We start from the raw sequence: 12,384 nt of genomic DNA on the forward strand, positions 1-12,384 counted from the left end.
AAATAATAAATATCACGGTGAATAAATTCACCGTTGGCGCTACATCCCTGGTCTGAAGACACAGGGTTTTGCGCCTATCAGCTTACTTATATAAATAATATCACAAGCCCCTCTCTGCAAGCAAAGCGAACAATCCCAGTCTTGACGAGATTGCTTCCCTACACTGCGTTTTGGTCGCAATGACTAATCATTGCTGCGTAAGTCCTGTGTTAGTTCACAAGACAAGGCTGTTGGTTCACAAGATAAGGCTGTTGGTTCACAAGACAAGGCTGTTGGTTCACAAGATAAGGCTGTTGGTTCACAAGATAAGGCTGTTGGTTCACAAGATAAGGCTGTTGGTTCACAAGACAACCCCGTTCGTTAACAAGACAAGGCTGTTGGTTAACAAGACAAGGCTGTTGGTTAACAAGACAAGTCCATTCATTAACAAGACAAGGCTGTTGGTTCACAAGACAAGCCGTTCTCAACTATTTATTCTCTAGTCAAGTGTAATTACTGGATAAAGAGGCAAATGTAGTTAAAAAAATACATTTCTTTCGTAAGCTTTACTGAACCGCTACATTGTCCCATTGAGGCACTCTAGAAAGATAAGTTTAGTAAAAAGTATCCATTGATGCCACGCCAAAAAAAAAGCTCTACCGTGCTAGAAAGAACTGAACAGAAAGTAATCGGATTTAAATCGATTAATTCCAGCCTCGATTTCGGTGATTCGATCAGTTTAAACCATTTAACCGAGTTAACCGAGCAACTCCGCAACGAGATTGACGAGTATAATATGATGCTAACTGCCATTGACTCAGCTAAAATAAAAATAGAAACCCTTGAAAAGACCATTCGCGAAACTTCAGAGCGCTTAGTCAGTGGTGTGGCGTTGAAGTATGGTAAAGACAGCCGAGAATACGAAATGACAGGCGGGGTACGCAAGAGCGATCGCATTCGTAAAGCCACTATCACCCGGTTAAAATCCACCGCAGACTCAAAAACAGCTTCTACACAGACGGCGTAATAAGCAACAAGTAGGCATCATTCACGGTGAATGATGCCTATGTTTGGCGATCGCATTTGTAAAGCCAGCATTAAGCAGTTAAAATCGACCACAGACTTAAAAGCAGCTTCTACACAGACAGCGTAAGGATCACACCTTAGTAGTTAGGCTTCCCAGCAAACATATTTCTAAACAGACGCGCTTGTGAGTGCGTCCACAAGTAGCGCCAACAAAAGCAGCCGTTTCTGAAGAACCAGTAAACGATACCTAGTTTGCTTGCTTTCCAGGTTACCCTCAAGTTTCGGGAATTGGCGTGAGAAGCAAATATCGATATAAAAAATTAAGGCACGAACGCCAATACCCCCACAGGAGAACCAGAACCACCACGCAACCTGAGAATGCCGATCGCTAGAGTAGTACCTTTAGGTGGCAATTGATCCAAATTGGTGAGATTCTCCAATACAATGCGCGGTTTCTCCAACACCAAGTGGTTAATAGCAAAACTGTTATCCTGTCCGCGGTCTACACCGTGAGTATCAATTCCTACCCCTGCTATTTGCCGTTCATCCAGTAATAATTGAGTTGCATCGCTGCCAAAACCCGGAAAGTGGGCAATTCCTTGAGAATCATGATTTAGGAATGCACTTTTATCAAACCACTTTTTTTGCCAACCAGTATTCAGTATAACTACGCAACCAGGAGAAATTTCACCATATTCTTCTTCCCAAGCCAGAACATCAGCAATAGTCAAGGCATAATCAGGATTAACTGCTGTGGCTTGGCGAATATCGATGACCACCGCAGGTACAATTAAAGACTGGGCTGGGTATTGGTCAATTCCCACGGCAGAACTATGAAAACTATTAGGGGCATTGATATGAGTAGCGCTATGTTCCCCCAAGGAGAAACGTCGCAGGTAATAGCCATCATTATTCAGTTCAGCCACAGTTTCAAATTCTACTGGAGGGTCGCCAGGCCATTGGGGAATATCTATGTCAATTACATGACTTAGGTGGATAACGCGGGTGTAGGTGATACTATTTTGATTTTGGGGTTGTATCATAATTCTTCTCTCCCCCTGCTTTTATTCCCGAACTGCCTCAACTAAGAAATATCTTAGAATCAGTGAACAGTCAACAGTTATCAGTTATCACGGTTTCAGTGCAAAAATAATACTACCATTACAATGTTTTTTAAATGATTCAACTGCAACATTTGTAGTTCTACTCCTTGTATTAGAAGAAATAATCCCCCAATTCCTGTAAATTTCAGGTTGTTGGGGGGTTCAAATGTTGCAGCAAAAAGTGAATTAATATTAGTTAACAACTAATAGGTTAATTTTTGATTAATTTTTAATTAAATTTGCGTAATGTCTACAAATCGAATTGCTGCTTGAATGGAATCGCGATCGCAAACTCAGTACCTTCTCCTGGTGCTGAAATACACTGGATTTGCCCACCATGTTTTCTTACAACAATTTGGTAACTAATTGATAACCCCATGCCCGTGCCTTTACCGACGGGTTTCGTAGTAAAGAAGGGGTCAAATACCCGTTTGCGTACTTCCTCAGTCATCCCCGGGCCGTTGTCAGCAATGCCAATAATTACATGGTTTTCTTGAATAAAAGTGCGAATACGAATTTGGGGAAAAGTCATTCGTTCTTGGTGATTTGTCCTTTGTACAGTGTTGTTTACTAATGACATAGACGCTTCGCCTTTTTGCAAGGTATGACTAATGACAAATGACTCTTCTAAAGCATCGATCGCATTTGTCAATAGATTCATAAACACCTGATTCATGTGTACAGCGTGACACGCTACTGGTGGTAGGTCGCCGTAGTCTCGGATTACTTGAATTTCGGGATGTCCTGATTTGGCTTTCAGGCGATTTTGCAACAGCAGCAAAGTGTTATCAATACCTTCATGAATATCTACTGGCTTTGTGCCGTCCTCATCAAGGCGAGAGAAATTGCGTAAAGATAAGACAATCTGCCGGATACGTTCGGCTCCCATGTCCATAGAATCCAGGATTTTGGGCAAATCTTGCTTGAGAAAGTCTAAATCAATCGCGTAGATTTGTTGGTCAATCTCTGGTTTTGGTGGATAATAGTTCTGTTGATAAAGGTCTACCAAGTGCAGCAAATCCTTGATATATTCACGGGTGTGGCTAATATTGCCGTAAATAAAATTGACGGGATTATTGATTTCGTGGGCAATACCTGCAACTAATTGTCCCAAACTGGACATTTTTTCAGCTTGAATCAGTTGTGCTTGGGTTTGTTGAAGTTCTAGCAGCGCTGCTTCTAGTTGCTGGGCTTTGTCTTGGGCTGTTTGGGCAGCGATACGACTTTGGGTGTAAAGTTTAGCTTGGTCGATGGCGATCGCTAGTTGAACTGTAACTGATTGCAATAATTCTACTTCGTTGTCCAACCAAGGCCGAGAGCCACTACAAGAACCACAGTTAAATGTGCCAATTTCCCCAGATTGGGTGTATACGGGGAGTGACATAAAAGCAGTGAAACCGAAATTCTGCAAAAATTGTTGTGCAGTGCAATCGCTCATAGCCTCAACATCATTAATGCGGATGATTTCTCTGTTCAAGGTTTTGGCTGCAATTAGTTCGATTTCTGCATTAGTTGCTTCTTGCTGATTAACCAAACAGGAGAAACAGGGGCTTTTCGCCTCATATACTCTCTCCCAGTAAGGTAACTCAGCGTCTTGCCGATACCAAAAAAAGGCGCAGCGATCAATCTGGAATAAGTTACGAATTTCCTGCACTGCGGTTTCCACAATATAATTGAGATCCAAGGAAGCTCGAATCTGATTAGAAAGATGATTGAGTAGGGCTTCCCGTTGCACACTTTCTCTTAATGCAACTTCTGCTTGTTTGCGCTTGATGCCAATGGCAATCTCCTGGGCGGCAAATTCCAGTGCTGTGAAAGTTGATTCTGTTATGGCTTGGCGGGCAAACATGGCTATCACTCCTACAGTTTCATCTTCAACAACTAGGGGATAGCCAGCGAAGGCAACCATACCTTCTTGCTTTGCCCATTCTTTGTTACTTACACGAGGATCTGTCTGCACAAAGTTAGTTAAGTGGGGTTTGCCCTCTTGGGCAATTAAACCAATTTTGAATTGACCAACTGGCACACATTTATGAGACCCATTAATGTGGGTATACATTCCAGAACTGACTTGCAGCTCCAATATATTGTCTTTTTTGTTCAGCGTCCAGATGCGAGCAAAGGCTGCGTCGAGATGTTCAACTAAAGCGTCAGTGCAACGGCGCATCATGTTCTGTAAGCTGTCACTCTGGGTTAGGGCTGCGTCTACATCGGCACGAAAATGTGCTAAACGCGCTCGTTCTGCTAAAGCTGACTCTGCTTGTTTGCGCTCAGTGGTGTCATAGCAAATACCAACAAAGTTTAAAATATTACCATTGGCATCTTTAATAGCAGATGAGTTGCTTGTATGCCATGGCCAACTGCCATTTTTATGTTTTACTCGATATTCAATTGCGTCTTGTTTTTCGCCTGTTGTCAAAATTCTTTGGAAATAATCTTCACAAATAAGCACATCGTCAGGATGTATGAAGGAAATTAAGGATTTACCTTCAACCTCTGCAAGTTCATACCCTAAAATATCGGTCAAATTAGGAGAAACGTAGGACAATACCCCTTCAAGAGTCAATGCAAAAATAATGTCATGGGCGTTTTCAACAATGCTGCGAAACTTAGCATCGCTTTCTATTAATGCTGCTTGTACTTTGTCGCTGGTGTCGCGGACAATAACTATGATTTGCTGGTCTGGTAATGGTAATAACCTAGCTTCAAAATTATTTTTCCCTTCTAGTAGCGCTAAGGTATATTCAAAACTGACTTCATATTGAGTTTCAAGTACTTGAATTATTGCTTGGTGAAAGCGATCGCCTACAGTAATCGGTAAGCATTCTCGCAAACTCTTGCCCTGACAATCTCCTGTTGAGATATACGGATGATCCATCTTTCCTGGCTTGTAATCCAGAATAGTTCCATCAGCATCAAGACGAAAGTATAAATCAGGAAGCACTTGCAAAATCGCTGCAAATTCTGATGTTTTTTGGCGTAACTGTGTTTCAACTGCTTGACGTTTTGCAGTTTCAGCTTGTAGTTGTTCTAATGCTTTTGCTAATTCTGCCACCTGTTTTTGCTCTGTAATTTCATGCAGACAACAAGAATAATTTGTAAATGCCGAGCAACTTTCTCTCAAGAAAGGTCGTACTTCTGTTATATCCGCACAATAACCGATGTAACCAATAAAGCTACCATCTGCTGCAAACCGTAGCGCGACTGTATCTAAAATCCAGCCATATTCGCCATCAGCCCGACGCAGGCGATATTGCCTCTGGAACGAATTATGCGCCCTAAATGCTCTTAGGTATATATCTTCACATTGCTGTCTATCTTCTGGATGGACGCTGCAAGTCCAGATATTGCCTATCTCTTCTCTAGGCGCAGGTACAGACGCGCCTGCTGGCAAAATGCTTTTTCATCTTCTTCGACCATGATTTAGTTAATATTGCTCTGCACCTTTTTAGAAAACACTTTTGCCTGCCTGCTCTACCTAAATTATTAAGGTAAGAGTCTGAAAATAGAATTTGTTAATAGATATATAGGTTTCATGTCAACCTGCTATTTATCTTAAGATTTTATTTGATTTTATATCCAAAATAATTATGTTATTACTATAAATAAACTGAAAAAATACTAATTTCATCATTAAGATTAGCTATAGCATTTTTCATGAAATCTAAGCTATTTCTATGTTAGAAAAATTTGTTAGCTTTGGATATTCTTAAAAGTCTCTATAAGCTCATTTTAGCTATGTAATCGCATTGCTCAAAAACATGATTTAGCTTTAACAAAACTATATGATTCATTATAAAATATTTACATCTTTATCATAAATTTACAATAATCAGAAAATTCATATCAAATCAATATTGATTTTTTATCAAGAAGAATTCAGCATGAATTAGAGTCCTGGTGACTATAAGTCGCGGCTACATAGCAATCCTATTCGAGTTGTAAAAATTATCGAACCGCTATCGCGCAGCAAGCATCTCGCAGAGAAAAGCGCAGGTAAGAAGGAGAGAAGTTTACAAATCATTTAGGATTGCTATACAGACAAAACCCATCTCCTTGGATTGGAAATTTTTGATTTTTTAGGTTTTCTGCGTAAGTAGACTTTGCTTGTGTAGTAACGAATTATATTCACTTAATATTTTTCGGACATCGTCTTAAAATAAAGGGTATAAAAGGGTTTAATACACACATCTCTAATAAGGAGTATTTAGTCAAGTTATGGTATAAAACTCTACTTAGTTACTTCTGAATTATTCTTCAATTTTCCAATTCAAACCCGATTTATCAAAATTGTCTTGACCATTCAAAACGCCTGATCCCAAAATCGCAAATTAAATAAGGAAATGCTAAATGTGATCTCAACAGGTTCTAACAATGGCTAGCAATCGCATTTTATATGTTATAAAGCTCAGAGAAATTAATGTTAGGCGGAAACTACTTTATGGAACCAGATAAACTGGGCCGTTTTAAGGAGTACGGCGAATTCATCCTCCGAAAGATAGATTCTGTGCCCCAGCACCCTTCAAAACAAGAAGATTGGGTTCCAGCTAGTCTTGATGACTGTCTCCTGCGTCTGCGGTCAGCTGCCCAGAAAACTGTAGACCTTGCAACTTCACCTGTAAAAATCGGCGTGATGGGGGAATTCAGTAGTGGGAAAACTTTACTTTTAGGCAGTCTAATTGGATATGCAGATGCTTTGCCGGTCAGCGAAAACCCCACTACAGGTAATGTTACCGCTATACACATCATACCACAAGAGGACTTTGCAACTACACAATTAAGTAATTTTACGGTAGATTATCTTTCTCATGAAGGAGTACATGAGTGTCTACGCTTCATGCTAGGGGAAGCCAATAAACGGACAACAGCAGCCGGGCTTCCTCCTATACCAGTATCGAAACTCAACTCTGGTACAGATATTATTGGCTGGTGTGAAGAAGCATGGAATAGCAGTAACAATTTAGAGCTACGTTATTTACTGCGAGAGTTAGTACTATTCTTGCGGGCTTATCAAGCTTATGGGGAAGTTATGTGTGGTGGGCGCTACCAGATTGATGCTACCACCGCCCGCGAGGGGCTACAGCTAGTCGAACAGCCAATGGCAATTCAAACTTTGAAATTTGAGGATTTACCGCCAGCGCATATCCGATTACCGAGTCCACCCCAAAGACTACCAACAAAGTTATTACAAAACAGTTTCCCACTGATCCGTCGCGTGGATATTGATGTGAAAATCTCACGGGAAATTTGGGATTTTGCAGGTGCAGCCAAATTTATTCTCATCGACTTTCCGGGATTAGGGGCTGCTAATTCGGGGGCTAGGGATACCTTTTTGTCGCTGCGAGAATTGGCAGAAGTACAGACAATTTTGGTATTGCTAAATGGTAAATCTCCTGGGAGCGATCGCGCCAATAAAATCTTTACGATGATGCAGCAGCAGCGACCTGGACAAGACCTAAAAGATTTAATTCTTGTAGGTGTAGGTCGCTTCGATCAACTACCCCTAGAGGGCGAAGGTGGCGAAAGAGAACTTGACCAACTGATTGAAGATAGCTATTTACAAGAAGAAACCGTTTTCCAAAAACTCAAAGTTCTGCAAACTACCATTGACGGTGCAGAAGCGTTTACAATCCAAAAAGACCGCATCGTTTTACTATCGCCACTGTTGGGACTAGCTGAATTGGCAAAACGTTCTAGTACCGTGAAAGCAGGTTCAACAGAGTTTTTGGCTAACTTAGACTATCCTGATTATTTAGATCGGTCTAAACGGCTACAAGAAAAATGGCAGCACTTAAGTGAACGACTACTAGAATCTAACACTCGCAGTTATTTGGGCAGACAGCTAGGTTACTTTAGTCAAGATGGGGGACTTAGTAAGCTGCGGGAATTGATTCAAACCCACGTAGCGACTCATGGTCTGAAGCAACTGTATGAAGATACTCGGAGATCGGCTGATGTGGTGAGTCAGCAACAAGATCACTTAAAGGACATCATAGATGAAATTCACGATCAAGGTATCCCCACAGGCGATAGTCCCGCCTTTATCGAATTGCGCTTTGTGGTCGAAAGCTTGGATAAAATCTACAGGAATTTTCAAAAAGATTTAGGGAAAGAACCACTCAAAGATCGGCGCGGTGTTGTTGTCAGCGATGTAGTAAAAGACGAACTTACTTTTAGAATACTGAATTGGAACCAGTGGACTTTACTCTTCAACAAAGCCAACAATGGAGCGATCGCTCTGGCAGAATCTAAAGGTGCAGCTGGGAAATTATTTGATCGGGGAAATCGGGTCAATAGTTCCCTTCCGACTAAAAGCGATGATTTTTATCCAGTATTTGAGAAAACCGTTAAAGAAGTAGAAGATTTTGCCCGCGATCGCATCCATCAAGCAGTGGTAGATTTGTTGAATCAATTGTCAAATTATGTTGCCCCAGAACGCGAACAATTGCAAGCATTTTTCCACCCACAAATGGAACAAGAAATCGAAGAAAAATTTGGTTTTGAAGATGCCGATCTCTTTTACAAATTATTACTAGGATGCGATCCTAACGAATGGAAGGAAGCAATCATCTCCGAAATCAGTAGTAAAAACAAAACTGTTGCGCCCGAAATTATCTTTCCTCTAGCGCGTCAAGACGATAAACACAACGTTGGTCAAATCTTTGACTGGGCACCAGAAAAAAGCCAAGGTTTACCTAGATCGAGTAATCACCAACTTTTTGTTCTGCGACTGCGAGATGAAATTACTGCTAGCGCCAGCCTCCATCTTGTCCAGTATGTTAGCGAAATTAATCAGCAAATTAATTCCGAACTTGAAGGTATTTTGGATCAAATTATTCCTAGTTTACAAAATATTTCAAAAAAAGAAACTTTGCTGAGATATTTGGTGGCTGGAGACTTGCCATCTGAGATTGCAATTCCTACTTGGTTGCAGATTATTTCAGAACTTGCTGCTGTATCTTACTTAGATGATTTGAGATAAGCCAACTCAGAAAGTGACTGATTGCGATCGCTACGCTATGAGGATGTATTTGTGAGACATGATGCAATTTTTTATGCAATTTTTAAACGTGTCCCAGGATTGTTTTTCGAGTTAGTAGAACAGCCACCAGCCGAAACTAGTAGTTATCGCTTTGAATCAGTTGAAGTTAAAGAACCAATATTTGGGATTGATGGGTATTTTCACCTCCACCTGATGCAACTATAAAACGAACAACAGTAAGTGATACTATAATGAACCCTTTTCAACTCAACAAATATAGCGAGCAAGAACCAAGCGAGAAACAACAAAAAAGATTTCCAGGATGGTTTGCTTTAGATTTTGGTACATCGAATTCTACAGTTACACTTTTCGATCCAATTGAAGTACCGATCGCAGAAATTTTACCCAAAGAACAGGAAATGCGGTTGCGCGATCGCTTATCACAATGGCTGAGTTCTCCCGCCTCAGTGGCTTTACCAGATGTCAGTGCTGATGATTGGGAAAAGTTTATTGTAGAAATTAGCAGAAACCTAGAGATAGAACCCAGCCAATTGAGTGAAGTCTTTGAAAGTGACAATAAAGAGCGGTTTTTGGAAGCAATTCGCCAAATTGAAGTTTCTTTAGGAAACAGTGAGAGATTCCGCCGTGCTGTCAGCAAAAAACTTTACCAAATCTATCATGAGGTATTTCGCGTCCCTACCCTAGAGTCGCAAAATCTAATCCCAGTTGTGTTGGATATCGATCGCCGCGATACGGAAATTCCTAGCGAGTCAGAAATTTCGCAGTTAAGCGACTTAAAACTGCGGATGGGTAGGGAAGCTAGAGATAACCGAAAAAAAGCGATCGCTCAAGGTACAAGCGGTTCTTTAAAGGAAATTATCAGCAAGTTTCACCATTCACCCAAACGCTATTTTGGTCAGGATCGTTTGTTTGCAATTATTTTGGATGGTGAAGAAGAAATAATTACCGCTAATCAACTGATCCAATCAGCTTGGGCGCATTTAATCGAGTTAACTGAAGATTACCGCCAACGCACCCAACGCAGGTTTTCAGAAGGAGATTTTTTAACAGCAGTTGTCACCTACCCCACTGTTGCTCCACCAGTTGTTCGCAAGGAAGTTAAGGAATTAGTTGAGCAGTTGGGGATCGACGATGTGCAAACTGCTTATGATGAAGCTGTTTCTGTGGCAATATTCTTTTTATGGCGAGAATTTGGTGGTAATCTCAACATTGGCATCGAGTCATTCAAAACCCGTTGTCGCCAAGCAGGAAACAAATGGTCACAAAATGTTCTCGTTTTGGATATTGGCGGGGGAACTACAGACTTAGCTTTAATTGAACTGACTTTAGAAGATAAAACTCCTAATTTTGCCGATTATGAAGACCGAGGTTTAGGAGGACGTTACTATAAACTCACTCCCAAATTATTAGGTTCATCTGGTCATTTACAGTTAGGTGGTGAGTTAATTACACTGCGAATTTTGAGATTATTAAAAGTTGCGATTGCAGATTTTTTATTGACAGCAGTAGCAATAGGTAATATACAAAGCGAAAAGCTAGAAGATTTAATTAACTCAGAGTTAAACGAGCGCTTTTTAGAACAAGGCAAATTCAAAAGTGGCAGTCTTTTAAAATGTCTAGATAAAGAGAATCCAGAAGGTGATATTGCTTACAAAGATGCCCTAGATATTGCCGAGAAAGTATTACCCACTCGTTGGCAACAAGCGCCCCAACGCCTGCAATCATTTTATATCCTCTGGGATTATGCGGAAGCAGCTAAACTTAAACTTGGTCAAAAGCCACCAGCAGATAATTCTCTATTAACCTTCACACTTTCTGAGCAGCAAATTTCCGAACTGCTCACCCAAAGCAGTGTTAAATTGCAAGTCAACGATCCAAATAGCATCTGCATTACCCTAGATAACCACCAATTTGAACGAGCCGCCACTTCTGGGATTAAAGAAGCGATCGGTATTGCCAAAGGATTGATGGAAAGTCGCTTGCGTCCTGATGATATCACCAAAGATTCTTGGAATTCCCAAAAAGTTGATTGGTTAATTTTGTCTGGAAAAACTTGTAATTTAGACATAGTGCAGCGCCAAATTTACCAGGAATTTAGTAAATCTCCATATTTTGTGTGGAATCCAGAACGAATTACCTTTGTATTGGAATTTACCAAATTAGCCACCTCCGCTGGTGCTTGCTATGCCGAGAAACTGCGAAGATTAAGGTTCGATCCAGAAGAATCAAAAACCTTGCTGCGTAAGGGAGCAAACCAGCTAGAAATTGATGTCAAAAACCTATTTTATTATTTACCCTGCAACTTCAAACGCAAAACTCAAAGTAATGATTTGCTAACTATATTTAAAGCTGGACAAGAACTTTATCAACTAGCACCTTGGGAAACTGCTGCTAAGGTTCGTACTGCATGGCAAGGAATCCAATTAACTAATATTATTTACCGTCAAGACTACGAAGATGGAGATTTACGACTATGGGGTAGCTTCGACGGCAAAAACCTCATGAATAAACTGGGAATGCAAGAAGCAGAGTTTCTGAGAAAACTTAAAATCCAGTTTGAAATTGACCAAACCCTTGAATTTAGTGTGTTGCTTTGTCAGGGAAATCCCCATTATTTAATTGACATTCCTGGCATTGATTTGGAATCGGTAGTTTCAGAAAATTCAGCGTTATTTGTTGATGGCAAATTGAACTGGAATATTGCTGTGGAACGCTTCAATAAAGATTTAAATGATGGTGATATTGCCGTCAATGTTATTGAGTCTGCAACTGTTGATCAACCAGATGCCTATCATCTTGTGTTTGAAGTAGGAAATGATGGTAGTAAATTGTTTCAAAAATTTCACTATCTGCGCGATGGTGTAACGGAACCAGGGATTGGGTTAATTAGTAATCCCTTACCTCCCTTCCCTCAAACAGGCCAGCACACCTTCTATGTTTATCAAACAGACGCCGAAACCAACAGCAAAAAATGGATCAGGATTGGCGCACTCAGCAAACCAGATGTGACAACAGATTACCCTTGCCAATATCGTGTAACTCTCGACGATCAAGGTATTCTACGGATGCACGCTGGTGAAGTCCCTTACTGGACATCAAACAGTCAAGAATGCCTCAAAGAAGAAGGATGCGTTTATCTTGTTGAATTAGAATTGCAGCCCAACGAAGTTGATAAAGAACGCGATCCATTTTGTGGCATACATTAACTCTTGCATTAAACCTTTGCATTCTTCTGTATTGAAAAATAAAGATTTTAAACGCATAGGCGCTTCA

The 12,384-nt window shown here is 40.6% G+C and carries 7 protein-coding genes; 5 read left to right on the forward strand and 2 right to left on the reverse strand.

Going from position 1 to position 12,384, the window contains the following annotated elements; all coding sequences use genetic code 11:
* Positions 1–190: 190 nt before the first annotated feature.
* Positions 191–364 carry a hypothetical protein gene (locus tag V7L20_RS19450; RefSeq protein WP_334745662.1) on the forward strand — a complete coding sequence of 58 codons (174 nt, stop codon included), beginning with the start codon at positions 191–193 and terminating at the stop codon, positions 362–364.
* 249 nt (positions 365–613) lie between these two features.
* Positions 614–1,006 carry a hypothetical protein gene (locus tag V7L20_RS19455; protein ID WP_334745663.1) on the forward strand — a complete coding sequence of 131 codons (393 nt, stop codon included), beginning with the start codon at positions 614–616 and terminating at the stop codon, positions 1,004–1,006.
* 319 nt (positions 1,007–1,325) lie between these two features.
* Here V7L20_RS19455 and V7L20_RS19460 read toward each other — a convergent pair whose 3' ends face one another.
* Positions 1,326–2,048 carry a cyclase family protein gene (locus V7L20_RS19460; protein ID WP_334745664.1) on the reverse strand — a complete coding sequence of 241 codons (723 nt, stop codon included), beginning with the start codon at positions 2,046–2,048 and terminating at the stop codon, positions 1,326–1,328.
* Between the two features lie 310 nt (positions 2,049–2,358).
* On the reverse strand, positions 2,359–5,502 hold the full coding sequence (locus tag V7L20_RS19465; protein ID WP_334745665.1) for a PAS domain S-box protein: 3,144 nt from the start codon (positions 5,500–5,502) through the stop codon (positions 2,359–2,361).
* Between the two features lie 1,047 nt (positions 5,503–6,549).
* Here V7L20_RS19465 and V7L20_RS19470 point away from each other — a divergent pair.
* Genes V7L20_RS19470 through V7L20_RS19480 form a run of 3 tightly spaced genes read left to right on the forward strand, consistent with a single transcriptional unit; the run spans position 6,550 to position 12,317 of the window.
* On the forward strand, positions 6,550–9,090 hold the full coding sequence (locus V7L20_RS19470; protein WP_334745666.1) for a proteasome protein: 2,541 nt from the start codon (positions 6,550–6,552) through the stop codon (positions 9,088–9,090).
* Between the two features lie 51 nt (positions 9,091–9,141).
* Positions 9,142–9,315 carry a DUF2887 domain-containing protein gene (locus V7L20_RS19475; RefSeq protein ID WP_334745667.1) on the forward strand — a complete coding sequence of 58 codons (174 nt, stop codon included), beginning with the start codon at positions 9,142–9,144 and terminating at the stop codon, positions 9,313–9,315.
* A gap of 26 nt (positions 9,316–9,341) precedes the next feature.
* Entirely contained in the window at positions 9,342–12,317 is a 2,976-nt protein-coding gene (locus tag V7L20_RS19480; protein WP_334745668.1) for a molecular chaperone, read from the forward strand.
* Positions 12,318–12,384 lie beyond the last annotated feature (67 nt).

This window comes from Nostoc sp. (genome assembly GCF_036916735.1).
In the GTDB taxonomy this organism is placed as follows: Bacteria; Cyanobacteriota; Cyanobacteriia; order Cyanobacteriales; family Nostocaceae; genus Nostoc.

Excerpts from the sequence above, each read along its gene's own strand:
- V7L20_RS19460 (WP_334745664.1), bottom strand. The coding sequence starts at position 2,048 with ATGATACAACCCCAAAATCAAAATAGTATCACCTACACCCGCGTTATC.
- V7L20_RS19480 (WP_334745668.1), top strand. The coding sequence starts at position 9,342 with ATGAACCCTTTTCAACTCAACAAATATAGCGAGCAAGAACCAAGCGAG.
- V7L20_RS19455 (WP_334745663.1), top strand. The coding sequence starts at position 614 with ATGCCACGCCAAAAAAAAAGCTCTACCGTGCTAGAAAGAACTGAACAG.
- V7L20_RS19470 (WP_334745666.1), top strand. The coding sequence starts at position 6,550 with ATGGAACCAGATAAACTGGGCCGTTTTAAGGAGTACGGCGAATTCATC.